This is a genomic window from Haloarcula sp. DT43 (genome assembly GCF_037078405.1).
Taxonomy (GTDB): domain Archaea; phylum Halobacteriota; class Halobacteria; order Halobacteriales; family Haloarculaceae; genus Haloarcula; species Haloarcula brevis.
In genome coordinates this window covers 507,188-533,255 of the sequence record NZ_JAYMGZ010000001.1, presented here as the reverse complement: position 1 = coordinate 533,255, position 26,068 = coordinate 507,188, and the positions used below count along the sequence as shown (strand labels likewise).

Genomic DNA, 26,068 nt, shown 5'->3' with positions numbered 1-26,068 from the left:
TTACTAATAAAGACTGCTGCAGGCCATGCCCACCGGGGCACGATTACACCGTTGGTCCCACCCAATTGGTTATGAGTGTGCACACGGCCAGTTCCCTCTCGTGTGCATATCGCGTCAAGCGCAATCTTCGAGCTGCAACCCCATGGTTTCAGTCGAAGCTCGGTTTTGTAGCGCCAAAACCGAGTTCAAGACCACCTTGTAGCATTCTGAAACCGGAATCAATATCAGAAAAGTTGTTGAAAAGGCGTTTGCGGGTTGGTTCCCGCTGAAATCAAAAGGGTAATACTGGTCTCCAAACCAGGGGGTCAGATCCAGGCCCCCCTTGGCGCACACTTTCAATTCGATCTATATCGGCTTCAAGCCAGGTTTGAACAATGAAGTGTTAACCTAACAGTAAATCGGTTTTAATATGATATACAGATGTGGAGTAGACGTAATGGACTTGAAAGAACTATTCCGTGACGATGACGCCGTCTCCCCAGTTATCGGCGTTATCCTGATGGTCGCAATTACAGTGATTCTTGCGGCTGTCATCGCATCATTCGTGCTCGGTCTCGGTGACCAGGCTCAGCAAGCAACCCCGCAGGCCAGTTTCTCATTCGACTACAACGAAGTCGGTGGAGACGGGAATGGATATGTGACTGTCACCCACGATGGTGGCGATTCGATAGAGGCACAGGAACTCTATGTTCGTGGGAGTGGGATTACTGATACCGGTGACTCAAGTGCGACATACATAATCGACGGTACTGCAACCGGATCTTGGGAAGATGCCGGTTACACTGGCGGTTCTGAGATTACTGCAGGCCAGACCGTTGATGTAGAAGCCTCAGGTGCTTACGACATCAGAGTTGTCTACGAGCCTGTCGAAGGCGATACCTCTGCTACGTTAGCAGAAGATAGCGGACCTGACGCATAACGTCCCTATTTTCATTTTTTATCGATTCCACAGAGTCATCTATCGGCAGCTACCTGGCTTTTACCGAAACACGCGAGCCTGTCTCTCGTCCGCTTCGAGCGGATGAGTACCCTATGTTCGGAAAGATAGACATCGAAGACGCCCTGGCCGGTGTGATTTTCACCGCCAGCGCGTTCGTCACCAACGGTATCGCATCAATCAGTCTGCTCGGCTACGACCTCGCCGCCTCTGTGTTCACCGTCCAGGGCACGAGCATCGACCTCGCGTTTCTGCTGTCGCTCGTCGCCTTGGCGATGGCATACGCCACCAACCGCGTCAACGAGAGTCGTAACAAGAACTACCAGCTCAATACCGATCTCGTGGATATCGCCAAGGGGTCGGCCACTGTCGAGACCTACCTCGCGCTCGGGACGCTCGTCATCGTCCTGTTCACCGGGCTGAATATCCTCGGCGCGCAGGATATTGTGGTCGGTTCGGCCGCTATCGGCCTCACCGTCGTCGCCGTCGAGGCCGCTGGCTACTACGTTATCAGCTACCTGGGGTGAATCCGATGGATCGCATACTCAGCTATGGGCTTGTGGGCACTATCGGCGTCTCTGCGTCCACAATCTCGGCGGCCATCGTTGGCGACCCCTTCCCCGTCGTCGTTCCGGCCATCGCCGCAGCTGGCATGATCGGGGCCCACCACGTCAAAGAACGAGATACAGCGGCTGGCGCTGACGACCAAGACGTTCGTACCAGTGTCGAGCAGGTCGAAACCGACGGAGGGCGCAAACAGTGACCCGCGCCCGCTCGGTCCTGCTCGCCGCACTCATCGTCTGTTCCGCCGTCGTTGGGGCCGCTGGCCCTGCGCTGGCTCAGTCGACGGAGACGGCTACGGACTCCGGGCCAGTGACCAAAACCTTCGAGACAGGTCCGCACAAAGTCAAGATTGACCTCTTCGATGTGTCGTCCGAGACGACCATCACGGTGATTACCGACGAATCGCCCGCTGGCAACAACACGGCGATTCTGAAAAAGACCGTCAGCGGCTCTCAGAATAGCGCACACTTCCGAAACGCAGGTGCGTATGAGTCCTTCACTATCCGCGTCGAAGGCGCTGATGGGCCGGTATCAATGTCAAAGGGCGGTGTCACGGATGCATGGACACCCGGCGATGACGGCAAATTCCTCGGAGACACGGGCGGAGATCCCGGATTCACCTACGACCTGAGCGAGCAGATCGGGGAGTCGGTGATGCCCCAGGTACTTCAACTCGACAGAACCCCGCTACCGGGCAGTACAACCGTCAACACGACGGGGTTGGACGCTCAAGAGACTCGCCTAGAAATCTACCAGTCCACGCTGAATCAAAAGGCATCGAACGACAATTACCACACCACGCTGTCTAACCAACTGTCCGATAGCAAGACTCAGGCCCGCATTATCGGTAAGAACGCATATATCAAGGCCCTGAACAACGGGGATAGCAAGTCAGCCGCAAAACAGGACGCAAAACAGGCTGTAGCAGACTTCTACACGGTAAAACAGCAGAATCTGAATACTCAGTGGCAGATTACCACTGAATTGTTCGTCCAGAACCGGCAGTTGGCCAGTGACACCTCGGGAGTGTCCGCGAACTACCAGACTGTGAACGAATCAGTATCAGACAGTGACGCCAAAACCACGCTTACAGGGCTTGGAACAACTACACTCACCACAGTCAACGGAACGACTATTGAGAGTAATACCATCTCCATTTCTATCGAAAACACCGTTCAGAATGAGGCTAACAGCTATTCTGGCGGTGCGCTACCTGACGGGTCCATGTCGGGCCACGCCTCTGGCTGTACCTCGTGCGAGGTGACGGTTGACGGACTCAAAACCAAACCTCACGATACCACGAACCAGGCCGCTATGGCATTAGCATGGACGAAATTCGGCAATGAATGGTCTGAAATCCAGAGTCAGAACATCCAAGTCCAAAGCGAGATGGACACGCTGGCAGAAAACACCTACAGCGCCTATCAGAGTGGTGAAATCAACAGTAGCGACCTCGTTGACCCCTACGTACTGGCATCCGAACAGTCTGCAGGCGACGACTTCCAGGGCTGGACCGCCGCACAGTTGACCCTGATGGGACAGAACTCCCCGGAGAACTTCGACCAGATCGGGAGCTTCAACGTTACAACCGAATCCGGGACACAGTACGAAGGCGTCCTGTTCTCGCAGGAAAACCCTGCCAGCGGTCAGTTCGAGAACGGTTCAACCTACAACCCCAACCAGATCGGTGGCACGCAGTACGTCGTCACCAGTGACCGAATCGTCGAACTACAGAGTAACTTCACGATCAACAGAATCACTACAACGAGTGGTGAGACTACTGGAAACGTCACTATCCAGAAGACGACCTACAAGACGACGAATGTTACCGAACTCAAACAGCAGTACGAGGACCTCGCATACAAACGCGCACAGATAGAGGCTCGTAAGAAGGCCCTACAGCAGTCAGCCGGCGGTGGCCTGCTCGGTGGCGGCAGTGTTCCACCCGTCGTGGCACTGGCCGTCATCGGCACGCTGCTCGGTATCGTCGTTCTTCAGAACTAATCCACCCATGCGTTCCATTTTCTTCGTCGCGCTGCTCGTGGTCAGCCTTGGCTGCGTCAGCGCCCCGACCGCGGCACAGTCCGCAGGGAACCTCCCCGCCGAAACACCCGGCCCACAGCCCACAGCCAACGCCACGGAAACCACCCGCATCGACGGACAGACCGAGATTGTCGGCTCGGAGTACCTACCGGACAAGGGCATCGCTCGCATCACCCTCCGGTCGAGCGCGGTACAAACAGTGACGATCTCCGACGCCGGCCGCTTCCAGGAAGGCGGGAAGATTCCCGTCCGCACCGTCGCCATGCGCTCGGACGACACCGCCACTATCGAGATTCCCGTCACCGAGAAAGACGGCTATGTTGGTGTTGCCATTTCCACGGAGAACACACCCCTGTACGCCGAAATCGTACAGCAGCCCTCCGGTGGCGGCTTAGATATCCTGCGCGCGCTCTCGTCGCTCCAGGCGTGGCTCGCCGGGGCTGGTGTCGCGTTCGTCTGGATGATTATCGCCGGCTACAACGTCATCCGGAGCGAGAACGGCCGGCCGGAGGTAGCATAATGCCTGCGCCGACCTTCGCGGACAACCGTGACCGGCTCACCTACCTGCTGGCCGAGTACAAGCTACTCGTCAGCGGGATGCTCGTTGGCGCGGTCGTGCTGTTCGCTTACTACCAGCCACAGCTACCGACCCTGCCGACGTGGATTCCCGCGGTTGCCGTCGGCTGGCTCGTCCTGGCGATTCCCTGCTATCTCGTCGGTGCGAAGATCGCCCGCTGGCTTCGCAGGCGTAACTGGGTCGAAGTCCATCACGTCAACGCCGTCGAGGACACTACCGAGAAGTACTACGTCCCGCCGGAACTCTGGCGTGAAAAAGAGATAGACGGCCCCGACCCCTATCCTGTCAACGGCGGATCTGCGTGGGCAGTCCGTGAGTACGAGTATCTCGAAGACATCGACCAGCTCCGAGTGGAAGGTGTCTGGCTCGAAGGTTGCCAAGATACCCAGCTAATGACCAGCAAGAAGCAGATGCAAGACATTCACGGCTGGCTCATCGACCGTGCCGAAGAGTTGGCAGCCATCCGTGGCCGGTGGAGTCGCGGCAGTGTCGAGCTCCAAAAGAAGCTCGTCACCGCTGATGCTGAAGCCAACGAGCGCGGCCAGATGATCCAGAAAACTGCGGCCAAGGAGACCTTCGGCGACCTCATCGAAGACGGCGAAGATCCCGAAGACGCACCCACCATCCACGACCTCACCGACGCTCCCGACCCCACAGCAGACGCCGCTGTGGGCTATGGGCAGGAGGAACCGGCCAACGAGCAACCGCAGGACCCACGACTAAACGATGACTGACGACGGTAACGACCTCTACACACCCGCACAGTTCCGTGAGTATCAGGACGGCTACGGGCAGCGAGAGTCTGACGTGCATCAACACGCGGGCATCGTCCGCGACGAAGAGCTATCCCGGTACCTCTCGATCCTCGAAACTCACTACGACCCGCAGGAGTGTGACCGTCCCGAGAAGATGCCTGGACAGGCCAAGGACCTCTCGCATGTTCGGGATATCGTCCGTATCGAAGGCACTGAGACGGCCCGGAAAGCCATGGCCAACGGTGATATGCAGTCACTCAAGCACTTCACCGGAGACGCCGGCCAGCGGGCCGATATCTCTGGTATCAAAGCCATCGACCAGCTCCGGGCACAGATGACCGGCCCCGCGCCGATGTTCTACGAATGGGCCGAACCCGGCACTGGTAAATCCAATTTCGCCTGTTTGCTCGGACAGCTCTGGAAAGAACAGCAGCCCTCGGACGCCCTGGTCGCATCGAACATCCGGACGCTCGAAGAGACCGACGAGTGGACGGACTCGGACGGCGACCGTCGTGACGGCTGGCTCGCCAACTACGGCGAGCTAAACGAGTGGCTGAAACAGGACGGCGACCCCATGCACAACGAGCAGGTCCCGAAACTGTTCATCTTCGACGAGGCCAGCAGCAACGCGGGCGGAAGCGGAAAAGACGGCTACGATACCAAGACCAAACTCGGGCCGCTCACGTACAAGATCCGGAAGTACGGTGGTTCGCTAATCATCATCGGTCACGACGGCCGCGACGTGCATCCGCTCGTTCGAGAACTCGGTGTGTGCGTCCACAAGGAGGGACTGAAAGAAGCGACCTTCTACGAAGACGTGCGGAACCGGAAGGGCGTCAACCCGATCTTCTCCGTGTCGGGTATCCCCGAGACAGACTGGCGCTACGACGACAAGGAGCCGACCACATGGTCGTGGTCAAGTGGCGATGATGCCGGTGACGAGGTAGACCCGGAAGACCTCTCTCGGAAGCTTGCGATCTACACAGTCATCACGGCCAAGGAGTCTGAACCAGACAGACCAAACCACGAAATTGCCGATTTCGTGCCGTACAGCGCCGAATGGGTCCGACAGCGCTGGAACGAGTATCAGGACGACGGCAAGCACCGAAACGTAGTTGGTGAAGTGACGGAGCTAACCGCATGACTGCGATGGGATTCGACCAACCCAACAACAACCAACCCCCCGGCGTAGCCTTATTATTGGCCCATGGCGTGCGCTCGCGGTGCGAGCACGCGCGAGCCATGGGCAACGGCCGCGAACAGCCCGGAGGAGTATCTATATATGACGTACGCGAGGTGCGCGAATGAGTCGAAGCCACAAAGCCAATCACTACGGTACGCTCGTCGAGGGGAAAGCCACCGAGCGATACGACCTCGAACTAGATCGGTGCAGCTGGCATGACGCGAAGCGTCCAGACGGGACACCGGTCGAGATTAAATCAGCGATGCACCGGCATTCCGATGGGCAGCCCGGCACGTTCAAACTCTACGACCAGTACCACGAGAGGCTACGGGCAGCGAACGGGTGGTACGTCTTCGGCGTGTATCGCGTTCGTGGACAGGGTGTAGAAGTGTTAGGGTGGGAGATGAGACATTCCTCGCGGCTACCTCATCTTGATTGGCATGGTGGTGGAAATCACCGACAGTCGCGACAGTCTAAAATTACTATTTCAGAAATAATATGAAGACTATAATTGAATAGTTGATGAGTATAGGTTATGTTTTTGTCTATGAATCTAATTACTGTTATAAGATGGATAAAGATGAGTCTATAGAAAATGAAGATTATCTATTTGAAGAAACTACGAGACAGATTCAAGAGCAGATTGAAACTAATCGTGAGGCAAAAAGACAAGGGGCAAAAATACTCAGAATTGTCGCGACGTTAATTGGTGTTGGAATAGCTGCGATTTCCGCGATCAGTTCAATCATATTATCTGAACAGATTCCTACTGAAGAAGTCTTTCCAGAGTTAGATTATGACAGAATGGCAACCAGTATCAGCTTGTTAAATGATAGTCAGTATGAATATATCTATGGAATAGCGGTAATAGGTGTTCTGTACTATATCTGGCGAGCGTCTACTAACGGATGGATTTCAGTCTCAGGCGCTCTGGATGCGATGTCTCCTACCAGAATTAAGACAGGAGTTCAGCTATCAGAATTGCAAAAGTTTGAGGACATGAAAAGATCAAAAAGAAATAAGGAGATTATATCGGAGAATATCAGAATAATAGAAGAGAATAAGAAAGACATCAACTCCACCCAAAATGCATGGGAGGGAGGTCATTCTTCGCTTGTAATATCTTTATATTCTATATTCATGCTCGTTATATTATCGATATTACTTCTTACTGGACAAGCCAGTTTAGTTCTTCTTAGTATGGGACTGATAGTTGTGGCACATCTATATTGGATTCATCGTTACATCGGATCAGAGCGTTTGACCAAATTAGCTACGCAAACGCCAAAGGCTGAGATATGCAAGTACTTGTCTGTACTGGCTCTGACAATTATGTTCAAGTTACCGGATGGCGGAATAATGCTTGCTGCCTCTGCAATTATTCTTATACTCACGCTGGTTTCATCCCGAGAATTTTGGACGAATATGAATGGAAATTCAATAATGAATTATGTTTTTAAAGAGATAACCATAACAGTATACAGTTTGGTGATTGGCGCGTTTCTTTTTGTTGGTAGCCCTAACCTTTTCCCAGATCAAGGAATCCCCGCTCTTTTATTCATTTCAATCTTTATTTTGTCCTTCTTTTATGCGCTCATTGCTGCACTAATCGGGGCATGGAATGGGATGTATGATCTAACCGAAAGATATGGACTTTTGATTTCAGTAGTGTGGATATTAATGGCATTTCTAATAGCAATCAATGGATATGCTGTTGGTGGAATATTGGGAGGACTAATGATGTTGGCGGGAGTTGCAACAGTTATATTCCTTATTTGGAGCACATATAATCTCTATCAGAAAGATATTGAGATAGGCTGGTTAACAATCGAATTACCGACGGAAGAATAGTGACCTGCTGTGTATTTTGGTTAGGTGGCCTTAGCCACACGACTAAGGGGAACCCGGAAGCCTGCGCACCGGGTTCCCCCTGGTCGCGCGGCTGGGTGATGTGACCACCGGGAACGAACCCAGCCGCGCGACGCGCGATTTTCGAGGGAAGGGTACAGTATTGCCGCAAAATCAGTGTGTTGGACAGTGATGCCTCTAATCAGGTGGCGCGCTAACCGCCGTGCCACTCGTCAGCTGGCGGGCAGCCGGCCGCCCGCCATGCCTCGAAGTCGAAGCCTTCGCGGCCCTTCTCAGCCGCCCGCGCTTCGCGCAGGTAGTCGCCGGAGCGGTATGCTGTCTCAAAGGCTTTCGAGAGGTCCCGGAACCGCTCACGACCGGTCTCCGCGGTCTCAACGACGACATGAACGCCGTAGGTATTCTCCTCGACACACTCGGTGTAGGCCGTCTGGATTTCCCGCATGATATTCTGTGCTTCCTCGAAGTCAGTCGGCGTGTAGCCCACCTTCAACAGCTTCCGGCAGTCGTCAGCGTCGGTTTCCGTGATTGCATACTCGCGGCGGATTCGCGCCCACCGTGACCGAGAGCGTTCTTCGGCCGCGTCGGCCAGCTCCATCGTAGCACTCCCGATCTCCTGCTCGAACCGCTCGCCCGCTGCACGAACTCGCTTCAGTAGCTCCTGCTGGATTTTCTTCGAGGACAGTTCCATCTGGCCGTAGGTGTGCTCGATCAACCCCTCCATCCGCTGGATGACAGTCCGAATTGTCCGGTACGTGTAGCCGGTCTTCTCGGCTGCCTTCTGTGGCGAGACCTTCCCACCGTCGGTGAGTAGCAGTTCCGTCACGTCCCTGTCGGCAGTGGTCATGTCTCCCCACAGCTGCATCACGCGGTGTTCCTGGTCATCTTCGATCTTCGGCAGGGGACACTGCACGAACTTCCGGGCTTCCGTCGTATCCCGGATGTTCCAGAACGGATCGAAATCGACGAACACACTGCTCTCGGCGCTTGTCGCCAGCCCACACCAATCCAGACAGTTCATAATCATCTCTTCGAGTTCACGCCGGGCGTCGTCGAGGTCGTCCCACCGAACGGTCTGCTCGGTTCGGCTGGTCTGGTAGGACACCTCGAATTTCGGATGGTATGGGGCCTGGTCCGGTTCGTAGTTGTCCGGGTGGTTCGGATAGTAGTGTTTGAGTTCTTTCCCCAGCCCATGCCCACGGACCAACTGGTCGGCTTTCTCGTCTTCGACCGTCGCAGTGACGTAGTAGCCGGGCAGTTTCGTGTTGTCTTCAACGTGCTTGCGATACCCCGAGCGGTCGCCCTGAATGAGTGTGTGACAGCGCGCTATCGGTCCATCCGGCGCGTACAGCGGCCCGCTGTCTTCGCGGTGTAACCGGACGTAGTAGGCCAGATCGTTGATGTGGCTGTCCGGGTGTGGCTGGTCGAAGTACCGCGCGGCAATCCCGTAGGCATCCATCACGCGCTTCACGAGCGACAGATAGCGCTCGTGGGGGATGTTGGACGCCTGTACCTGGACGTCGATGTAGGGCTCACCGTACTGGGGCACAGAGACAGGTTCGCCGTCGGCTGTGAGATTCGGCCACCGTGGTCGGACGGTGATCGTCCCGCCCTTCACGCGCTTGTCCCGATCTGCCCGCTTCCCCTCGTAGGTGGGCGAATCCTTCGAGACAAAGTAGAACTGGAACTCGCGGACGTTCTGGATCTGGAACTCCGGATTGTCCCAGGCGTCCAGACCGCTCTCTGAGTAGTCGAAACAGGTAGCCCATGTCTCGCCTGCGAGTTCGATATCCTGCGTGGGTTTGCCTTCGGTCTCCCAGCGGTCTCCCCACTCCTTGATGAGTGAGTCCATCGCGTAGTATGGCTTCAGCCCGTAGTCAGGAACACCGGGATCGGGATGCACGCCAATCGTAAAGCGCACGTCGCCCTCATGAGGGGCGCACTTGAGGTGCCGCGACATCCCTACCTCCCGTCCTCGATCTCCGCGACGGCCTGCTCGACCTCGGCCTGACTCTTTGCGAGAGGTTGGTGGTTTGTCCAGTCGAACTGAAGGGGTTCGCCCGCTTCTACGTCGTACAGTTTCGAGGCACGAACGAACCCCGTCATGCCGAAGTCACCTCCACTTTCTCGCGGGCTCGACGGAGCAGGTTCCCGACAGTGCCGGGCGAACGGCCAGTTTCGCGGGCGTATTCCCGTGGCCCATACTGGCCCATGCCCACAGCCTCGTACACTTCTCGCTCGGCGTCAGTCAGTGGCGACAGGTCCGGTTCGTAGTCGAAAAGTGACGACTGAGGGCTCACCGCCAGTCACCTCCGAAACACTCCGGGTTCCCACAGAGTTTGTAGTGCGGCCGATACGCGGCAATGGGAACCTCCGTGAAGTCTGCGTCACTTCGGTAATCGGCTTCGGGACAGGCGGGTGTTGGCTCGTCAGCGTCCGGATTGAGGCGGTGTAGCGTATCCGCGTACTGCGAACGGTTCCGCACGCCCGTCTCAGGCAGCGTAGTGGGCGATGACGCCTTACTCATCGCCCGCACCTCCGGATCGCAAAATCGCCAGACAGCGGCGACCCCCAACAAGATGCTTGTTGAACTCAGAATTTAGCGGGGGTGTCTTCGAACCCCAATTCCGTCGTTCTCCACCCGCTCGCACACCTATCGCTGCCGGTTCATGTGGGATACGATTCGGGCAGAAACTGGATGGGCCCTGCCGGATTTGAACCAGCGCTCAATCGGTTATGAGCCGATCGCTTTAACCGGACTAAGCTAAGGGCCCTCAGAGTGGTGTTGATGAGTCCCCCTCTTTAGCTTGTCGGGTTGGAGCGGGAGGGAGCGCGTCACCGCAGCCATCCCGGAAAGCAGCAGCGGTGCTCAGCGGGTAGGGAGTGGGAGAACGACGCCACCGCCAGGGCTCGAACCTGGGACAACCTGGGTAACAACCAGGTGCTCTACCAACTGAGCTACGGCGGCGCGAACGCATCTATGGATTGCCAGAGTTGGTAATTAGGGCTTTCGTTTCGGGTCGGCATCGACACGCTTTCACGCACTTGTGCGTAATCCGCGGTATGAGCGATGAGTTCGACGCCGTCGTCGAGGAGCTGCGAGCGCGGGTCTCGCCGACCGACGACGAGCGAGCGCAGTTACAGCGGGTCGCCGACGCGGTGATAGCCGACGCCGAGTCGGCGGTCGCCGACTTACCGGTCGACGCGGAGGTCGTGCAGGTCGGGTCGACGGCGCGGGGGACCTGGACCGCCGGCGACCGGGACGTGGACGTGTTCGTCTGCTTTCCGCCGTCACTCGACCGCGAGCGGCTGGAGGAGTACGGGCTGACGGTCGGACACGCGGTGCTGCCGGAGGGGCGCGAGGAGTACGCCGAACACCCCTACGTCGTCGGCGAGCGCGAGGGGTACGCCGTGGACCTGGTGCCGTGCTACGCGGTCGGGGACGCCACCGAAATCCAGTCCGCGGTGGACCGGACGCCGTTTCACACCCGGTACCTGCAGGAGCGACTGGACGACGACAGCGCGGGCGAGGTGCGGGTGGCAAAGCAGTTCCTGAAGGGGATCGGCGTCTACGGGAGCGACCTCCGGACGCGCGGGTTCTCGGGCTACCTCACGGAGTTGCTGGTGCTCGAATTCGGCGGCTTCCGGGGATTCGTCGAGGCGGCGGCGGACTGGCACCCGCCGGTGCGGTTGGACCCCGAGGGCCACGGGACCGAGACGTTCGAGGACCCGCTGGTCGTCATCGACCCGACGGACCCGGAGCGCAACGTCGCGGCGGTGCTGTCCGCCACGAACGTCGCCACGCTCCAGCACTACGCCAGGGCCATCCTCGCCGACCCGCGGGCGTCGCTGTTCACCGAGACGGAGCCGGACCCGTTCACCGCGACGGACGTCGAAGCGGCGGTGGCACGGCGTGACACGACGCCGGTGGCGCTTCGCTTCGGGGCTCCGGACGTGGTCGACGACCAGCTTTGGCCCCAGCTCCGGAAGTCCCTCGACGGGCTCCGAAGCGAACTCGACCGGCAGGGGTTCGAGGTCTTGCGGGCGGCCGCGTTCGTCGAGGACGACGGGCAGACCCGACGGGACGCGGTCCTCCTCCTGGAGTTCGCCGTCGCCGAGCGGCCGGCCGTCGAGCGCCACGAGGGGCCGCCGGTGCACGTCCGCGAGCACGCGAGCGGGTTCTTCGAGAAGTACGACGGCGACGCCGAGGTCGCCGGGCCGTTCGTCGACGGGGACCGCTACGTCGTCGAGCGACCGCGAGCGGTCACCACGGCCGTCGGGTTCCTGTCGAGCGACGCCGTCTTCGGCGTCGGACTGGGGCCGCGGATAGCGTCGGCACTCGAAGGCGGCTACGAGGTCCTGGTCGGACCGGAGATTGCGGCGCTTGCCGACGGCTTCGGCGTCGACCTGGCGGGCTACTTCGACCCGAAGCCCTGAGCGGCGAGGTCGTCGAGAACGTCGCGGGCGTCGTCGCTGACGTCGTCGTCCGGTTCCATCGGCTGATACCCGTCGAACACCTCGTGGACGGTGGTAACCGAATCCGAGAGCGTGTCCAGCCCGTAGCCGCCTTCGAGGACGAACCCGAGCGCGGCGTCGCAGGCGTCCGTGAGCGAGCGCATGCGGTCGGTCATCGCGCCGTACCCCTCCGTCGAGACGCGCATCCGCGAGATGGGGTCGTGTTCGTGGGCGTCGAAGCCGGCGCTGACGAGCAGCAGGTCGGGGTCGTAGTCGCGTATCGCCGGCGCGATGCACTCGTCGATGGCGGCGAGGTAGTCGGCGGTGTCGGCACCGGGCTTGTACTTCACGTTGAGGTTCGTGCCGTCGGCGTCGCCCGCGCCGGTCTCCGAGATGTCGCCCGTCCCGGGGTAGAGCCCGTCCTCGTGTATCGAGGCGTAGAACACGTCCGAGCGGTCGTAGAAGATGTCCTGCGTGCCGTTGCCGTGGTGGACGTCCCAGTCGAAGATGGCGACGCGCTCGGCGTCGGCTTCGAGGGCCGCCTGTGCGGCGACGGCCGCGTTGTTGATGAAGCAAAAGCCCATCGCGTCGTCGCCGACGGCGTGGTGGCCGGGCGGCCGGCCGAGTGAAAAGGGCGTATCCCGTCCTGACGCCCCCGATAGCGCGGTTTCGGCCGCCCAGACCGCGAGGCCGGCCGACGCGAACGCGGCGTCCCACGTCGCCTCGACTGCGACGGTGTCGGCGTCCCAGTTCCCGCCGCCGTCGTCACAGAACTCGCGGAACTCGGCGATGTAGTCGGTGTCGTGGACCGCACGAACGAGGTCGATGTCGGCGTCGCCGGCGGCGACGTACTCGACGCCGTGGTGCTCTTTGAGCGCGCGCCGTATCGCTCGAAGTCTGTCGGGACTCTCCGGATGTCGCGGCCCGGTGTCGTGGTCCAGACAGACCTCGCGGTAGCCGAAGTTCATTCAGTAGTACTGTTCGAGTTCGAAATACGTTTCCACGTCAGCTGCCTTGATGGTCCGGCGGTCAGCGTGACGAGCCAACGTGGCGGCCGCGGCGGCCGTCTCGTCGGCGTACGTTTCGAGGAGCGACGCCAGCGCGACGCGGGCGTCCATCGCGACGCGGTAGTCGTCGTCGATGTCGAGCCGTGCGATACGGTCGACCGGTGCGACGGGAAGTTCGAGACCGTCCTTCTCCGGGACCTGTTCGATGCCGAAGTCGGCCGGCATCAGCGTCTTCCGGCCGTCCGTGGTGGCCTCCGTGGCTGCTGTGACGGCGAGCGAAGCGCCGTGGTCCTGTATTCGACGAGCCAGTTCCTCCGCAGCGTCGGCACTCACCCGGAGTCCGTCCGCGTTCCGCCGAATGACAGCGTCCACCGGTGCGAACGGTAGCTCGACACTCATACCCAAACCGGGGAGTGTTGCGGTCTTAAGAGTTTCCGTAGCGTCGCTCGGCGACTCAGAACACGTCCTCAGCGTTGAGCCGGTCCTCGCGGAGTTCGCCGCGGACAGTTATCTCCTGGCCCAGTTGGACGCGTTCGCCGGTTTCGACGGTCATCGTCTGCTCGCCGTCGTCGAGTACCACGGGGTCGCCGGTCTGGACGACGGTCCCGGTGAACTCCACCTGCTGGCCGGCGCTCTGTGCGCCGCTGTCCGGAGAGGTATCGCCTGTGCCACCACTGGCGGCGGCCGCTCCGTCGCTGTCGTCGGCACTGTCGCCGAAGGAAGAGAGCCCGGCGTGGTCGGCGTCGGTCGCCTCGGCGCCGGCTTCCCTACCTGCTCCGCCGGTCGCCAGGTCCGCGCCGTCCCCGAGGACGACAATCGTGGAGTTCCAGCTCGCGGAGGCTTCCTTGTCGTCCTGCCAGCCGTCCTGGATTTCGACGTCCGCCGCGAGGACCTCGTCGCCCGGCGCGATGTCCTTGTCGGCCTTGTCGCCCCACAGCGCCACCCGGATGTCGCCCGTCGCGTCCTGGATGCGGACGTTCCGGACCTGACCCTCGCTGCCGTCGTCGCGGTCGAAGGTCCGCTTGGGGTCGGCCGAGCGGACGACGCCCGCGATGTCGACCGTCTCGTCGAGTTCGACCGCCGAGATTGGGTCGGCGTCGGGCTCGAAGGTCACGTCGTCTTCGACTTCGTCGACGGCCCCCTGGTCGCCGACGTGGAGTTCGAGCGAGCCGTCCCGCTCCCGGACGTAGCCGTCGACGACCTCGACGGCCGCGCCCGCGTCGAGTTCCTCGGCGCGGTCGGCCCGGTCGTCCCACAGCGTCACCCGGATTCGGCCCGTCTCGTCGCCGAGCGTGAGGTTCGCGACGCGGCCCTCGCTGCCGTCGTCGCGGTCGAACGTCCGTATCGTGTCGGTGTCGAGGACGAGCCCGCGCAGCGTCACGTCGGACTGGCCCATCGTCAGCGAGTCGATGGACGAGCCGGCACCCGGCTCCACGTCGATGGTGGCGTCCTCGTCCGGTTCCGCCTTGTCGACGGACACCTCCAGCCCGTTGTAGCCGTCCTTCGGCCGGCCCTTGACCCGGAGCACGTCGCCGACCTCGAGTTTCCCCTCGTCGATGTCGACGGCCTGGCCGTCCCAGAAGGCGAGCCTGACGGTGCCGCTCTCGTCGGCAGCCTCGACGTTGATAACCCGGCCGTCCTCGTCCTCGCCATCGCGTTCGAAGGTCTTCAGGTCGCCGATGGCCATCACCTTGGCGAGAAACTTCACCTCGTCCATCCCGGGCTCGATGTCGGCGATGGCGTTGACCTCGTTCTCGTTGAGTTCGTGAGCCAGCAGCATCGCGGCCGTCTCCTCGTCGGCGAGCCCACCCATCTGCTCGACCTTCTCCTCGACGGCCTCGCGGAACTCCGCCTCGGAGACGTCCGTCTCTAAGTCCTCGTAAATGTCCTCTATCGCACCCATCTATCTATGGGATGCTGGGCTGTGGCGCGCTTAAGCGTTGTCGTTGGGCGAGCGAGCGGCCGCTGTCGGTCGATTTCGGTCGTGTCCGGACCACGTCTGGACAGTGGTCGCGGGATGGGATATAAACGTTCGCCGGCCGGCGGCCCGCCGCGCCGGGTCACTCGCTCGGCGTACCGGGCGAGCCAAACCCCCCTGCAACGCGGTGTGTCGACTCACCGCGTGACGGCACGCGAACCGTCACCCTTTTTAGAGGGACCACCCTCTCTGGAGATGAGTCCGGATAGGGTAGTGGACTATCCTCTTGGCTTGCGGAGCCAGGGACCGGAGTTCAAATCTCCGTCCGGACGTTTCTGCGACGCAACTCGCCGAGCGACAGCGAGGCGACTGCGTCGGCGAAACTCTGAGAGGAGATTTGAACACGACAGTCGCAGCGCGACCGGAGGGAGCGACCGTCTGTCACCTGTTCAAATCTCCGTCCGGACGTTCACTGCGTTCACGACCGGACGTGCTCCACGCTCGCGGTACTCGCGTGGAACTCCGTCCGGACGTCATTCTCCCGAAGCAAACCGGCGAGCCACGGGCCTTCGGCTCCCGCGTGTGCCGGTGTGGTTTTCCGGCGTCGAACCGAACTGCCCGTATGCGGGACCACCTCCGTGCGGGTATCGCAGTGTACAATGAGGGTCGCTATCACGCCGCACATGACGCGTGGGAGGAATACTGGCTGGCCCTCGACGAAGGCGACGACGAGCGGTTCCTGCACGGCCTCATCCAGTTCACGGCGGTCGTCCACCACGCCGGCGAGGAGAACTGGTCGGGCGCGCGGGGGTTGGCCGAGAGCGCGGCGGAGTACCTCGACGGCCTGCCCGACCCGTATCGCGGCGTGGCGCTGGCGGACGTGCGGGCCTTCCTCGACGAAGCGGCGGCTGACCCACACCGTGCGGCGACGGACCCGCCGACACTGACACACGACGGCGAGGACGTCGGCTACGACGCGCTGGGTTTCGAGGCGACGGCCATCGCCGCCGAGGTGCTGGCGGAGGCCGACCGGTACGACGAGGCGGTCGTCGACGCCGCTGTCGACCGGGCACGGAGCGAACTCGACGGCGACGGCGGCTCGCAGTTTACCGGGCTGCTGTTCTCGTTCGTGCGCGAGCGCGACCGGCGGCCCGTCGTCTACCAGCGGCTCCGGGACCACGTGCAACTGGAACAACAGAAAGACGACGACGTGCGTGGGCTGTTCGACGGGTCGGGATAGCGTGCGACTGGGGCGGTAGGAGGCGCTTACGGCTCCGGTTCGGCGACGCGGTCCTCGCCGTCGAAGTGCGCGGAGTTGTCCTGCGGGTCGTAGCCCAGCACCTCCTTGGCGCGTTCGATGGAGTAGTACTTCCGGTCGTTGTCGGAGATGCCGTAGACGATTTCGTACTCGTAGTCGGCCTGGAGCGCGCAGTCGTGAATGTGGGCACAGTCCCGGTAGGAGAGCCACATCGCCTGGCCCCGCTCGTAGTCGATGGGCGGGTGGCCCCGTGTGAGGTTGCCGATGCGGATGTTGCAGACCGAGAGGCCGTACTGGTCGTGGTAGTACCGTCCCAGGACCTCGCCGGTGGCTTTCGAGACACCGTAGAGGTTACCGGGGCGGGGGAGTTCCGTCCCGTCGAGGCGGTACTGGTCGTCCGGGCGGTACATCTCTGGCGTGCGCTCGTCCGTTTCGAAGGAGCCAACGGCGTGGTTCGAGGAGGCGAAGACGAACTTCTCGACGCCCTCGTCGACGGCGGCCTCGTACATCTTCTGCGTGCCGTCGATGTTGTTTTCGAGGACGGAGTCCCAGGGGGCTTCCGGTCGGGGGTCGCCCGCCAGGTGGATGACGGCGCCGACGCCGTCCATCGCCGCGGCCACGTCGCCCTCGCTCGAAACGTCCCCGACGAGGTACTCGTGGTCGGGCTCCTCGGCGGGTGGGCTGTGGAACATGAGTTTCCACTCGTAGGCGTCCTCGAGGCCTTCGAGGATGGCCGCCCCGACAGCGCCGCCAGCGCCGGTGAGCAGAACCGGGTCGTCCATTCGTATGAGACGATACGTCGCACGCAATAGGTAGCTTGCGGTTCGCTTTTGTGTCGCCCAGCCGAGCCGATGGTATGGAACCCACAACCCCACAGGAGGCGTGTTTCGAGGCGGGCATCAAGTTCGGGTCGCTGTATCACCAGTTCGCGGGGACGCCGGTCAGCCCCGACAGCGCCGACTCGCTCGCGGCCGCGATGGAGGAGGCCATCGAGAACCAGCCGTTCTGTGAGACGGTCACCGTCAGCGTTCGAACGGCGGCCCTGGCGGACGCTATCGCCGCGGGCGGGGCGGACTACACGGAACTCACCGGGCGGCTCATCGACGTCGAGATGCGAATCGAGTACGAGGGGGTCACGGTCGAGACGAGCATGGCGATGGTGGACGGCTACCCGCTGATGCAGGTCGACGCGGTGCGGGAGTGAACCGACGGAGGACGGTCTGAATCCCCGACAGGGCCCCGAAAATTTTACCAGATGGGGATGTGAGACTTCCGACATGGCCCTCCACGCAGTCGACGACATCGACGACGCAATCGACGCGACGAAGTCGTTCCTGTTTCCGATACGACGCGGCGTCTGGCTCCGGATGGCGTTCGTCGTGTTCTTCATCGGTGGCGGCGGCGTCGGACTGAACAACCTCCAGTCGGTCGGCAACGTCGGCGACTTCGGCGGCCCTGGTGGTCCCGGTGGCCCCGGCGGTCCGGGAGGCGACTTCCAGCTGGCCGCGCCGCTCGAAACCGTCGTGTCTCTGCCAGGAACCCTCGCCGCGCAGGTCGCCGGACCCGACGTTCCCGCCGGTGCCCCGGACGAACTGCTGGCCGGCGCTGGACTCCTCGCGTTCGCCCTCATCGGCCTGTTCGTCCTGCTGTTCCTCGCCTACGGTATCCTGAGCAACTTCATGGAGTTCGTGCTGACCCAGGCGCTCATCGACCGCGAGGTACACGTCCGGCGGTACTTCAGCGAGCACGTCGGTGACGGCATCCAGCTGTTCCTGTTCCGGTTGGCGCTGGGCATCGTCTGGCTCGGAATCGCGCTCGTCGTCGGCGCGGCCGTGTTCTTCCTGGCGCTGGGCGGCGAGATGGCGAACGTCGGCACGTCGAGCGTCCTCGCGCTGTCGGGGCTGTTGGTCGTCGTGTTCGCGGTGCTGGCAGTGAGCTACGGCGTCGTCTTCGGATTCACCACGGTGTTCGTCGTGCCCATGATGACGGCGAGCGACGAAGGCGTCTTCTCGGGGTGGGGACGGCTCTGGGGCTCGATGAAGCGCGAACCGAAACAGTACCTCGCCTACCTGTTTTTCTCAATCGTCCTCCAGATAGGGGTCGGCATCGTCAGCGCGATTCTGGGCATCGTCGCGCTGCTGGTCGTCATGATTCCGTTCGGGCTCGGTGCGCTGGCGCTGTATCTCGTCCTCCAGAACACCGCCGGCGTGGTCGCGGCCGCGGTCGTCGGCCTGCTGGGACTGCTGGTCTTGCTCGTCGTCAGTGCGCTGATTCAGGTCCCGCTAACGACGTTCCTGCGGTACTACGCGATGCTCGTGCTGGGCGACATCGACGCCGATATGGACCCGATTCCCGAGGTGCGCTCGGAAATCCGAGCCGAGTGACCACAATGGCTTTTCGGTTTCAGGACTGACCGGGCGGCCACGTCCTGCGGTTTCACTTTCACTTTCAGGCGGGCTTTTAACCCACCACCACACCAATCGTGCCGTATGAGTCAGTCAAGTCTGGACGACGACGAACTGTTCGGCGAAGCCGCAAACGAGATGCGCACGGACGTCGAGGAGTCCCTGGCGAAGGCCCGGGACGCGCTCCCAGAGGCCGATTCGGTCTGGGACGTAGAGGCCGACAACACGCTCGGCGTCCTGAACGCGCTCAAGACGGCGCTGGACGTGGGCGACGCGGAGGACCACCTGCGGGACGCCAAGAAGTGGTACACGATGGGCGAACGCGCCGACGCCTTCGAGGACGCCGACGACCTCGCAGAGGAGATCGAGACCATCGCGGACCTCATCGACGATGTCGACGACGCCCGCGAGCAGGTCGGTGACCTCACAGCGACGATTCCACAGCTTCGCAGCACGCTCGAAGAGTTCGAGGGCGAAGACGGGGCGGACACAGAGGCGGACGCCGACGCGGAAGCGGAAGCCTGAGTTCGGGACAGCCACGCGCCGGCGACTGATCGCTACGTGCTCCGCGGTAGCCAGCGCGTCGCTCGCGTCGTCCAGCGGCTTTTAACGCACCAGTGTCACATCGTAATCGGACCTGATACGGCGAGAGTCACGACCCCGTCTTCTCGCTGGAACACGACAGCGAGCCGATTCAGACGATGGAATCCGGACGCGTCGAGAAGTAGTTGAACACCGCGCCGAGGCCGACCCCGTAGACGACGTGAGCGACCAGCGTCAGCACCGCGTACAGCACCAGCGTGAGCCCGGACTGGCCGGTGTAGAAGGCGAGGACGAACCCGGTCCACATGGCCCCGCCGAAGAACGCGCCGCTGACGGGGTCTGACTGGCCCGGGAGGTACGCCTTCAGCGAGGCAAACAGCAGCGGCCACGGGAACATCCCGCCGCCGAGGAAGATGAAGAAGCCGAACAGCACCTCCGGCACGTAGCCGGTCAGCCCCACGAGTTCGGTGAGGATGGCGAAGTCGTCGAGGTTGAACGCGCCCAGTGACTGGGCGATGAGGAAGACGACCGTCATCATCGCGGTCCCGACCAGTCCGCCAGCAGCACCGACGACGCCGTCGGCGATAATCCCGGCGAGACTGTCGAACTCCTCGACCTCCGAGAGACCGTCGTCGTCGATTGTCGGGTCATCGACGCCGGGTGACGTGTCTTCCATGGTGTGTCGTAACATGCCAATGGATAAAAAGGTTCCCGCACACGTTTGGGTGTGGAATGGCATATGTCAGCTGTCTGTCCCCAATACCTATTATAGGGTAGGAAGAATCATGAAGGTAATGGCGGGACCCATGATAACACTTGCCGCGGTTGTGTTCCCCTTGCACGGTGGCGACGTCAGGGCACCGAGCACGGTGTTCGACCAGATATTCGAGGTGTTTCTGCTGCTGGGGACGGCCGTCGGGGTGGTCGTCGTCGCCTACACGATGTACCACGCGCTCAAGTACCGCGACGACGGGAGCGATACGGACCCGTACGCGGACAAAGTCAAGCGGCCTCAAATGGGCGAGATGCCGACTGGAGGCTCGGGCGGTCGGAAGGTGTTTTACTCCTTTAGCATCAGCGCCATCATCGTCGTCTCGCTCATCGCCTGGACCTACTCGCAACTGCTGTACATCGAGCAGGGTCCCGACCCGGCCCAGGAGGAGGCGCTGGAAATCGACGTGGAGGGGTACCGCTTCGGCTGGGACTTCATCTACCCGAACGGGCACACGACCAACACGCTCTACGTGCCACAGGACCGGGTGGTCAGGTTACGGGTGACCTCGACGGACGTGTTCCACAACTTCGGGATACCGGCGGTGCGGGTCAAGACCGACGCCGTGCCGGGCCAGTACACGTCGGCCTGGTTCACGGCCAACGAGACGGGGACCTACACCGCCAAGTGCTACGAACTGTGTGGCAGCGGCCACTCGCTGATGACGGCGGAGGTGGTCGTGCTGTCCCAGGACGAGTACGGGGACTGGTATAACGGGACTGCCGAAGCGGGCGGGAATCAAGCGGTGAACGGTACCGCGACCGACTCGGCCCGCCTCGGAACGCCGACCGCGGGAGGTGTCGGCGCGTGAGCCACGACCACGGGCTCCCGCCCAAGTCGTCGGTCAGTCGGTGGTTTCTCACGACCAACCACAAGGACATCGGGGTCCTGTATCTCATCACCGCGCTGTTCTTCCTCGTCTTCGGTGGGGTGTTGGCCCTGCTGTTCCGTCTCGAACTGATTTCTTCCGGCGCGGACCTGCTCGGGTCGATGGGGTACAACCAGGCCGTCTCGACCCACGGCCTGCTGATGGTGTTCTGGTTCATCTCCCCGTTCGCCTTCGGATTCGCCAACTACCTCGTCCCGCTGCAAATCGGCGCGGACGACCTCGCGTTCCCGCGCCTGAACGCGCTGTCGTACTGGCTGTACCTGTTCTCGGGGCTCCTGATGGGCGTCTCCTTCTTCCAGGGGACGACGTTCGCCGGCGGCTGGACGATGTACGCCCCGCTGAACACACCGGCGTACATCCCCGGCGAGGGGCTGGGCGCGACCTCGGTCGTGCTCGCGCTCATCATGTTCACCGCCGCCGTGACGCTCGGGTCGGTGAACTTCCTGACGACGATGTACCGCATGCGCGCCGAGGGCCTGCGGATGCGGGACATCCCCATCTTCTCGCTGTCTATCAACCTCACCGTCTGGATGATGCTCTTTGCGTTCGCGGCGCTGCTGGCCGCGTTGATGATTCTCGCCTCCGACCACATCCTCGGGACGACCTACTTCCAGTACTCCATCGACGGGACGACGATGGCGACCGACGCGGACAACCCCGGCGCGTCGCTGCTGTGGGCGCACCTGTTCTGGTTCTTCGGCCATCCCGAGGTGTACATCGTCTTCTTCCCCGCGCTCGGCGTGATGGCCGAGTGCTTCCAGACCTTCACGGGCCGCCGGCTGGTCGGCCGGAAGTGGTTCATCATCTCGATGGTGCTGGTGGCGCTCCAGAGCTTCGTCGTCTGGATGCACCACATGTTCCTGACCGGCATCAACCTCCCCATCAAGACCATCTTCATGGCGACCACCATCGGCATCTCCCTGCCCTTTGACCTGATGGTGTTCTCGCTCATCTACACGATGGCGAAAGGACGGGTCCGATTCACGACGCCGTTCCTGTTCTCGCTGGGCGCGCTCATCCTGTTCATCATCGGCGGCATCACCGGCGTCTTCCTCGGCGCGATCGTGCTGGACTATCAGTTCCGCGGGACCTACTGGGTCGTCGCGCACTTCCACTACGTGATGGTGGCGGGCGCGACCGCCCTCTTCGGCGGGCTGTACTACTGGTACCCGAAGATAACCGGGAAGATGTACGACGAGCGCCTGGGGAAGATACAGTTCGGCGTCTACTTCCTTGGGTTCAATCTGCTGTACTTCCCGATGTTCATCGCCTGGGAGACCCCGCGGCGGGTGTTCGTCTACCCCGAGGGCCTGCAGATATGGCACTCGATGGCGACCGTCGGCGGGTTCGTGCTGGGTGCGAGCTTCCTCCTCATGTTCTACAACCTCTTCGTCAGCCTCTGGCGCGGCGAGGATGCCGGGGACAACCCCTGGGCGTACGCCACCTCCGCGGAGTGGGCGGTGTCGTCGCCGCCGCCGCTGGAGAACTTCCCCGGCGTGCCCAGTTACGCCACCGGGAAACTGGAGTTCCTCGACGACGAGACGGTGGCGGAGCGGACCGGCCGCACGCCCGGGGCCGCGGCGCACGGCCACGCGGCGACTGACGGCGGGACCGCGACGGACGGCGGGGCTGTGACGGCCAGAGCCGCGGCGACGGCCACCGCGATGGAGCCGGCCCACGAGACCGCCGGCGAGGAGCACGCCAGCCACGCGAGCTTCTGGCCGTTCCTCGTCAGCCTCGGCGGGTTCGTCGCGTTCCTCGGCCTCTCGGGCGTGCGGACGGGGAGCGTGGTGTACCTGTCGATGGCTGCCGTCGGCGGTCTGGTGACGTTCGGCTCGCTCGTCGGGATGACCCGCGAGCCGTTCCACGCGCCGGAGATGGCCATCGCGGAGCGCTGGCCCTTCTCGTCGGTCGAGAAGCTGAAGCTCGGGATGTGGACGTTCCTCGCGAGCGACATCGTCCTCTTCGGGGCGTTCATCGGCTCGTACGCCTTCGTCCGGGTCGCCTACGGCTGGACGGCCTGGCACCACGACCTCATCCCCGCCGAACACGTGACGATGCCGGGGCTCATCAACACGTACCTATTGCTCACGTCGAGCTTCCTCGTCGTGCTGGCGATGGTCGCCGCCGAGCGGGAGAGCCGCCGCGGCACCGTCGCGGCGCTCGTCGGGACGTTCGCGCTGGGCGTCGGCTTCCTCATCAACAAGGGACTGGAGTGGCAGCACCTGTTTCACATCCACAGCGAGGCGTTCCCGAACGGGTGGAACCTCTCGACGAACATCGCGTCGTCGACGTTCTACCTGACGACAGGGCTCCACGGAGCCCACGTCACCATCGGGCTCATCATCTGTGCGTACATGGCCGTCAGGGCCTGGAACGGGGCCTACCAGGGCGACGACAGAGCCATCGAGTACTTCGGGCTCTACTGGCACTTCGTCGACATCGTCTGGCTGTTCCTGTTCCCGCTGTTTTACATCCTCTAGAACAATGGACTGGAAAGGATACACCGTCATATACGTCGTACTGTTCGTGTTCGCGACCGCACAGGCCGTCGTCGAGTTCGCCGGCCTCGTCGAGAGCGCGTACTGGGCCGCCTTCGGGATCATCATGGTGCTGTCGGTAATCAAAGCCGTCGGCGTGGCGGCCTACTACCAGCACCTGCGCTGGGAACCCCGGGCCGTCACGTACCTCGTCGTCGGTGGCACCGTCGCCGCGCTCGCGCTGACCGGAGCCGCCGCGTACTCGATTCTGTGAGCGCGCTCAGGCGAGCAACTGGAGGCTGACCGCGACGAGAAAGAGGACGCCCGCGACGGTCGCGGACTCGGCGACCGCCAACGAGCGCGGGTGGCCCCGCCGCGTCGCCGAGAGGTACACGCCGAACAGCAGGTAGCCACAGAGACCCGCCCCACCGACAATAGCAACCGCCACCCCGGCTATCGACTGCGTCTCGACGGGCCCGGAGATAGACGCGACGACGCCGACGAGCAGACCGACGACCAGCACCGCGAACGCAGCGACCCAGACCATCGGTCGGTCGGCGTACGTCTCGAACCGGCCCTCGCGCTCGCCCGCCGGGGAGCGGGCCCTCGCGGCCGCCCCGGGGCTGTACTGGTACCAGCGGCGTCCCCGAACCATCCATGCGACCACCGCTATCACCAGCACGCCCATCAGTGCCGTGCTAGCGAGGTACGCGGTTGACATGCGATAGCATACAGGATGCTAGACAATAATCGTTTACCTCGTCGGAACTGGGCGTCAGCTGACTGGGTCGGCGTCGACGCCGGTGAACTCGAACCGCGCGCCGCCGTCCTCGCCCGCGGTAATCGCCAGTTCCCAGCCGTGGGCGTCGGCGACCTGCCGGACGATGGCGAGCCCGAAGCCGGTCCCGCTCTCGACGGTCGTGTAGCCGGCGTCGACGACGGACTCGCGGTCGGCCGTCGGGATACCGGGGCCGTCGTCCTCGACGTAGAAGCCACACCCGTCCGGCAGGTCGCCGACGGTCACCGTCACGGCGTCCGCCCGAGCGGTCGACGATGGGCCCGTCGAACCGTGCTCCACGGCGTTCCGGATGAGGTTCTCGAACAGCCGCTTGAGTCGCATCTCGTCGGCGCGGACGGTCCGGTCGGTGTCGACGACGAGGCGCGCGTCGCCGGTCTCGACGGTGTCCCAGCACGCGTCGACGACCGCGGCCAGCGGGACCGGGGCCGGGTCGTCGACCGGACGGCCGTCGCGGGCCAGCGCCAGCAAGTCGTCGATGAGCGAGCGCATCCGGTCGTGGGCCTGTGCCACGTCGGCCAGCCGCGGGTTGTCGCAGTCCTCCATCGCCAAGTCGAGGTGGCCCTCCGCGACGGTCAGCGGGTTCCGGAGGTCGTGGCTGGCGACGGACGCGAACTCGTCGAGACGGTCGCGCTGTCGCTGGAGTTCCCGCTCCTGGCGCTTCCGCTCGGTGATGTCCATCGCCGTCAGGTACACCCGTTCGAGGGTGTCCGCGTACTCCGCCGGGACGTTCAGTTCGATTATCTCGTGTTTGCGCTCGCCCGAGAGCGTCCGCCCGACGGTCTCCCAGCGGTATGTGGTCTCGCCGGCGGCGAGCGCGAGCCACATCCCCGCGGCCGACTCGTAGGCCACGTCGGTGAACACCTGGTCGAGGTTCGACAGGAGGGCCGCTTTCGACGGGGCGTCGTAGTACGCCAGGGCGTTCTCGTTGACGTCGACGACGTCGATGTCGGCCATCAGTTCGCGGACGACCTCGGGGTTGGCCTCGAAGTGGGCTTCGAGGTCGTCGACGCGCGCGGCGATGTCGTCCAGCCGCCGCTTGCTCGCCGAGTAGTCCTCCTCCCAGATGATGAGCGGGTTGTTCTCGAACAGCGAGCGGTATCGCTTGCCGGCGTCGCCGGCGGACTCGACGAGGCGGCGCTGCTCGACGGCGTCCCGGACCGTCGAGACCAGCACCGCCGGCCAGCCGGTCGCGTCGGGTGGGCGTCGGAGCGTTCGGGCCGCACCGCGCTCCAGCGCCGTGAGTTCGCGGGACCCGTCGCCGCTGTCGACCACTGCGACGAACGGGGTCGCGTCGTCGAGGGCGTCGAGGACCGCCATGCCGTCGACGCCGGGGGAGTCGAACTCGCAGACCACGCAGTCGACGGCGGCCGAAACGCACTGTTCGATGGCATCGACCGTGGTCGTCGAGCGGTGGACGGAGCGAATCGACGGCGCCGACTCCAGCGCCGCGACTGCCTGCCGGGTTCGGTCATCGGCTCGGCCGCTGCCGACGTACCGGACCGAAACGGGGTCCCCCACCTCACTACCCATGCGTCTCTGCACGGGATGTACCCTGATAACGTTGTGCGTCAGACGGGCCGGGGGAGCGCGTTCCGGCTGTCGACGCCGAGTCTCAGC

The 26,068-nt window shown here is 62.5% G+C and carries 27 protein-coding genes and 3 tRNA genes; 18 read left to right on the top strand and 12 right to left on the bottom strand.

Annotation, left to right across the window (positions count from 1 at the left end; genetic code table 11):
* Positions 1-436 precede the first annotated feature (436 nt).
* The 9 genes from VI123_RS02860 to VI123_RS02825 all read left to right on the top strand — a co-directional run bounded on the left by VI123_RS02860 (position 437) and on the right by VI123_RS02825 (position 7,910).
* On the top strand, positions 437-919 hold the full coding sequence (locus VI123_RS02860; protein ID WP_336336551.1) for a type IV pilin N-terminal domain-containing protein: 483 nt from the start codon (positions 437-439) through the stop codon (positions 917-919).
* Positions 920-1,032: 113 nt separating this feature from the next.
* Entirely contained in the window at positions 1,033-1,464 is a 432-nt protein-coding gene (locus VI123_RS02855) for a hypothetical protein (RefSeq protein ID WP_336336550.1), read from the top strand.
* A gap of 5 nt (positions 1,465-1,469) precedes the next feature.
* Positions 1,470-1,700, top strand: coding sequence for a hypothetical protein (locus tag VI123_RS02850; protein ID WP_336336549.1), 231 nt, complete (start codon positions 1,470-1,472; stop codon positions 1,698-1,700).
* Complete coding sequence (locus tag VI123_RS02845; protein WP_336336548.1) at positions 1,697-3,505, top strand: hypothetical protein; 1,809 nt, start codon at positions 1,697-1,699, stop codon at positions 3,503-3,505. The genes VI123_RS02850 and VI123_RS02845 overlap by 4 nt, the downstream gene beginning before the upstream one ends.
* 7 nt (positions 3,506-3,512) lie before the next feature.
* A complete protein-coding gene (locus VI123_RS02840) occupies positions 3,513-4,064 on the top strand; it encodes a hypothetical protein (RefSeq protein ID WP_336336547.1) in 552 nt (183 codons plus the stop codon).
* Positions 4,064-4,855, top strand: a complete 792-nt coding sequence (locus VI123_RS02835; RefSeq protein ID WP_336336546.1) for a hypothetical protein — start codon at positions 4,064-4,066, stop codon at positions 4,853-4,855. Before VI123_RS02840 ends, VI123_RS02835 begins: the two co-directional genes overlap by 1 nt.
* Positions 4,848-6,020 carry a hypothetical protein gene (locus VI123_RS02830; protein ID WP_336336545.1) on the top strand — a complete coding sequence of 391 codons (1,173 nt, stop codon included), beginning with the start codon at positions 4,848-4,850 and terminating at the stop codon, positions 6,018-6,020. The genes VI123_RS02835 and VI123_RS02830 overlap by 8 nt, the downstream gene beginning before the upstream one ends.
* Before the next feature lie 160 nt (positions 6,021-6,180).
* Complete coding sequence (locus tag VI123_RS19260; protein ID WP_407066973.1) at positions 6,181-6,561, top strand: hypothetical protein; 381 nt, start codon at positions 6,181-6,183, stop codon at positions 6,559-6,561.
* Between the two features lie 68 nt (positions 6,562-6,629).
* Entirely contained in the window at positions 6,630-7,910 is a 1,281-nt protein-coding gene (locus tag VI123_RS02825) for a hypothetical protein (protein WP_336336544.1), read from the top strand.
* A gap of 211 nt (positions 7,911-8,121) precedes the next feature.
* On the opposite strand, the gene VI123_RS02820 is transcribed toward VI123_RS02825, so the two are convergent.
* The 5 genes from VI123_RS02820 to VI123_RS02800 form a co-directional block, all read right to left on the bottom strand.
* A complete protein-coding gene (locus VI123_RS02820) occupies positions 8,122-9,885 on the bottom strand; it encodes a DUF7845 domain-containing protein (RefSeq protein ID WP_455429068.1) in 1,764 nt (587 codons plus the stop codon).
* Positions 9,886-9,887: 2 nt separating this feature from the next.
* Positions 9,888-10,031, bottom strand: coding sequence for a hypothetical protein (locus VI123_RS02815; protein ID WP_336336542.1), 144 nt, complete (start codon positions 10,029-10,031; stop codon positions 9,888-9,890).
* Positions 10,028-10,225 carry a helix-turn-helix transcriptional regulator gene (locus VI123_RS02810; RefSeq protein ID WP_336336541.1) on the bottom strand — a complete coding sequence of 66 codons (198 nt, stop codon included), beginning with the start codon at positions 10,223-10,225 and terminating at the stop codon, positions 10,028-10,030. The genes VI123_RS02815 and VI123_RS02810 overlap by 4 nt, the downstream gene beginning before the upstream one ends.
* A 399-nt stretch (positions 10,226-10,624) precedes the next feature.
* Positions 10,625-10,699: transfer RNA gene (locus VI123_RS02805), tRNA-Ile, on the bottom strand.
* Positions 10,700-10,820: 121 nt separating this feature from the next.
* A tRNA-Asn gene (locus VI123_RS02800) sits at positions 10,821-10,893 on the bottom strand.
* Between the two features lie 95 nt (positions 10,894-10,988).
* Between VI123_RS02800 and cca the strand changes: the two genes are divergently transcribed.
* Positions 10,989-12,362 carry a CCA tRNA nucleotidyltransferase gene (gene cca, locus VI123_RS02795; protein ID WP_336336540.1) on the top strand — a complete coding sequence of 458 codons (1,374 nt, stop codon included), beginning with the start codon at positions 10,989-10,991 and terminating at the stop codon, positions 12,360-12,362.
* On the opposite strand, the gene VI123_RS02790 is transcribed toward cca, so the two are convergent.
* The 3 genes from VI123_RS02790 to VI123_RS02780 are packed head-to-tail and all read right to left on the bottom strand — an operon-like array spanning position 12,341 to position 15,290.
* Positions 12,341-13,348: a histone deacetylase family protein gene (locus tag VI123_RS02790; protein WP_336336539.1), complete on the bottom strand. Its 1,008-nt coding sequence runs from the start codon at positions 13,346-13,348 to the stop codon at positions 12,341-12,343. The genes cca and VI123_RS02790 overlap by 22 nt on opposite strands.
* The gene (locus VI123_RS02785) at positions 13,349-13,786 is read right to left on the bottom strand and encodes a histone (protein ID WP_058994175.1); all 438 of its coding nucleotides are present in this window, start codon (positions 13,784-13,786) and stop codon (positions 13,349-13,351) included.
* Positions 13,787-13,841: 55 nt separating this feature from the next.
* Entirely contained in the window at positions 13,842-15,290 is a 1,449-nt protein-coding gene (locus tag VI123_RS02780; protein ID WP_336336538.1) for a single-stranded DNA binding protein, read from the bottom strand.
* 274 nt (positions 15,291-15,564) lie between these two features.
* On the opposite strand from VI123_RS02780, the gene VI123_RS02775 reads away from it, so the two are divergent.
* Positions 15,565-15,637 (top strand) — tRNA-Arg (locus VI123_RS02775).
* A 290-nt stretch (positions 15,638-15,927) separates the two neighbouring features.
* A complete protein-coding gene (locus VI123_RS02770; protein WP_336336537.1) occupies positions 15,928-16,545 on the top strand; it encodes a DUF309 domain-containing protein in 618 nt (205 codons plus the stop codon).
* Positions 16,546-16,571: 26 nt separating this feature from the next.
* Here VI123_RS02770 and azf read toward each other — a convergent pair whose 3' ends face one another.
* Positions 16,572-17,345, bottom strand: coding sequence for an NAD-dependent glucose-6-phosphate dehydrogenase Azf (azf, locus tag VI123_RS02765; RefSeq protein ID WP_336336536.1), 774 nt, complete (start codon positions 17,343-17,345; stop codon positions 16,572-16,574).
* A 74-nt stretch (positions 17,346-17,419) separates the two neighbouring features.
* Between azf and VI123_RS02760 the strand changes: the two genes are divergently transcribed.
* From VI123_RS02760 to VI123_RS02750, 3 genes are all read left to right on the top strand, one after another.
* Positions 17,420-17,767, top strand: coding sequence for a dihydroneopterin aldolase family protein (locus VI123_RS02760; RefSeq protein ID WP_336336535.1), 348 nt, complete (start codon positions 17,420-17,422; stop codon positions 17,765-17,767).
* A 73-nt stretch (positions 17,768-17,840) separates the two neighbouring features.
* Positions 17,841-18,947, top strand: coding sequence for a DUF7544 domain-containing protein (locus VI123_RS02755; RefSeq protein WP_336336534.1), 1,107 nt, complete (start codon positions 17,841-17,843; stop codon positions 18,945-18,947).
* Between the two features lie 105 nt (positions 18,948-19,052).
* Positions 19,053-19,493, top strand: a complete 441-nt coding sequence (locus tag VI123_RS02750) for a DUF5790 family protein (RefSeq protein ID WP_336336533.1) — start codon at positions 19,053-19,055, stop codon at positions 19,491-19,493.
* A 169-nt stretch (positions 19,494-19,662) separates the two neighbouring features.
* Here the strand turns inward: VI123_RS02750 and VI123_RS02745 are convergent, their stop codons facing one another.
* Positions 19,663-20,187: a DUF6789 family protein gene (locus tag VI123_RS02745; protein WP_336336532.1), complete on the bottom strand. Its 525-nt coding sequence runs from the start codon at positions 20,185-20,187 to the stop codon at positions 19,663-19,665.
* A 118-nt stretch (positions 20,188-20,305) separates the two neighbouring features.
* On the opposite strand from VI123_RS02745, the gene coxB reads away from it, so the two are divergent.
* From coxB to VI123_RS02730, 3 genes are read left to right on the top strand one after another with little or no spacing between them, the layout of a single operon-like run.
* Complete coding sequence (gene coxB, locus VI123_RS02740; protein ID WP_336336531.1) at positions 20,306-21,094, top strand: cytochrome c oxidase subunit II; 789 nt, start codon at positions 20,306-20,308, stop codon at positions 21,092-21,094.
* On the top strand, positions 21,091-23,655 hold the full coding sequence (locus tag VI123_RS02735) for a cbb3-type cytochrome c oxidase subunit I (RefSeq protein ID WP_336336530.1): 2,565 nt from the start codon (positions 21,091-21,093) through the stop codon (positions 23,653-23,655). The genes coxB and VI123_RS02735 overlap by 4 nt, the downstream gene beginning before the upstream one ends.
* Before the next feature lie 4 nt (positions 23,656-23,659).
* The gene (locus VI123_RS02730) at positions 23,660-23,926 is read left to right on the top strand and encodes a cytochrome C oxidase subunit IV family protein (RefSeq protein WP_336336529.1); all 267 of its coding nucleotides are present in this window, start codon (positions 23,660-23,662) and stop codon (positions 23,924-23,926) included.
* 6 nt (positions 23,927-23,932) lie between these two features.
* Here VI123_RS02730 and VI123_RS02725 read toward each other — a convergent pair whose 3' ends face one another.
* Together VI123_RS02725 and VI123_RS02720 are read right to left on the bottom strand one after the other, a co-directional pair.
* The gene (locus tag VI123_RS02725; RefSeq protein WP_336336528.1) at positions 23,933-24,373 is read right to left on the bottom strand and encodes a hypothetical protein; all 441 of its coding nucleotides are present in this window, start codon (positions 24,371-24,373) and stop codon (positions 23,933-23,935) included.
* Positions 24,374-24,427: 54 nt separating this feature from the next.
* Positions 24,428-25,981, bottom strand: coding sequence for an ATP-binding response regulator (locus VI123_RS02720; RefSeq protein ID WP_336336527.1), 1,554 nt, complete (start codon positions 25,979-25,981; stop codon positions 24,428-24,430).
* Positions 25,982-26,068: the final 87 nt, after the last annotated feature.

What these genes read in the sequence shown, in the direction of transcription:
- VI123_RS02860 (WP_336336551.1), top strand. Translation starts at nt 437, where the DNA reads ATGGACTTGAAAGAACTATTCCGTGACGATGACGCCGTCTCCCCAGTT.
- VI123_RS02855 (WP_336336550.1), top strand. Translation starts at nt 1,033, where the DNA reads ATGTTCGGAAAGATAGACATCGAAGACGCCCTGGCCGGTGTGATTTTC.
- VI123_RS02850 (WP_336336549.1), top strand. Translation starts at nt 1,470, where the DNA reads ATGGATCGCATACTCAGCTATGGGCTTGTGGGCACTATCGGCGTCTCT.
- VI123_RS02840 (WP_336336547.1), top strand. Translation starts at nt 3,513, where the DNA reads ATGCGTTCCATTTTCTTCGTCGCGCTGCTCGTGGTCAGCCTTGGCTGC.
- VI123_RS02835 (WP_336336546.1), top strand. Translation starts at nt 4,064, where the DNA reads ATGCCTGCGCCGACCTTCGCGGACAACCGTGACCGGCTCACCTACCTG.
- VI123_RS02830 (WP_336336545.1), top strand. Translation starts at nt 4,848, where the DNA reads ATGACTGACGACGGTAACGACCTCTACACACCCGCACAGTTCCGTGAG.
- VI123_RS19260 (WP_407066973.1), top strand. Translation starts at nt 6,181, where the DNA reads ATGAGTCGAAGCCACAAAGCCAATCACTACGGTACGCTCGTCGAGGGG.
- VI123_RS02825 (WP_336336544.1), top strand. Translation starts at nt 6,630, where the DNA reads ATGGATAAAGATGAGTCTATAGAAAATGAAGATTATCTATTTGAAGAA.
- VI123_RS02820 (WP_455429068.1), bottom strand. Translation starts at nt 9,885, where the DNA reads ATGTCGCGGCACCTCAAGTGCGCCCCTCATGAGGGCGACGTGCGCTTT.
- VI123_RS02815 (WP_336336542.1), bottom strand. Translation starts at nt 10,031, where the DNA reads ATGACGGGGTTCGTTCGTGCCTCGAAACTGTACGACGTAGAAGCGGGC.
- cca (WP_336336540.1), top strand. Translation starts at nt 10,989, where the DNA reads ATGAGCGATGAGTTCGACGCCGTCGTCGAGGAGCTGCGAGCGCGGGTC.
- VI123_RS02790 (WP_336336539.1), bottom strand. Translation starts at nt 13,348, where the DNA reads ATGAACTTCGGCTACCGCGAGGTCTGTCTGGACCACGACACCGGGCCG.
- VI123_RS02785 (WP_058994175.1), bottom strand. Translation starts at nt 13,786, where the DNA reads ATGAGTGTCGAGCTACCGTTCGCACCGGTGGACGCTGTCATTCGGCGG.
- VI123_RS02780 (WP_336336538.1), bottom strand. Translation starts at nt 15,290, where the DNA reads ATGGGTGCGATAGAGGACATTTACGAGGACTTAGAGACGGACGTCTCC.
- VI123_RS02770 (WP_336336537.1), top strand. Translation starts at nt 15,928, where the DNA reads ATGCGGGACCACCTCCGTGCGGGTATCGCAGTGTACAATGAGGGTCGC.
- azf (WP_336336536.1), bottom strand. Translation starts at nt 17,345, where the DNA reads ATGGACGACCCGGTTCTGCTCACCGGCGCTGGCGGCGCTGTCGGGGCG.
- VI123_RS02760 (WP_336336535.1), top strand. Translation starts at nt 17,420, where the DNA reads ATGGAACCCACAACCCCACAGGAGGCGTGTTTCGAGGCGGGCATCAAG.
- VI123_RS02755 (WP_336336534.1), top strand. Translation starts at nt 17,841, where the DNA reads ATGGCCCTCCACGCAGTCGACGACATCGACGACGCAATCGACGCGACG.
- VI123_RS02750 (WP_336336533.1), top strand. Translation starts at nt 19,053, where the DNA reads ATGAGTCAGTCAAGTCTGGACGACGACGAACTGTTCGGCGAAGCCGCA.
- VI123_RS02745 (WP_336336532.1), bottom strand. Translation starts at nt 20,187, where the DNA reads ATGGAAGACACGTCACCCGGCGTCGATGACCCGACAATCGACGACGAC.
- coxB (WP_336336531.1), top strand. Translation starts at nt 20,306, where the DNA reads ATGGCGGGACCCATGATAACACTTGCCGCGGTTGTGTTCCCCTTGCAC.
- VI123_RS02730 (WP_336336529.1), top strand. Translation starts at nt 23,660, where the DNA reads ATGGACTGGAAAGGATACACCGTCATATACGTCGTACTGTTCGTGTTC.
- VI123_RS02725 (WP_336336528.1), bottom strand. Translation starts at nt 24,373, where the DNA reads ATGTCAACCGCGTACCTCGCTAGCACGGCACTGATGGGCGTGCTGGTG.
- VI123_RS02720 (WP_336336527.1), bottom strand. Translation starts at nt 25,981, where the DNA reads ATGGGTAGTGAGGTGGGGGACCCCGTTTCGGTCCGGTACGTCGGCAGC.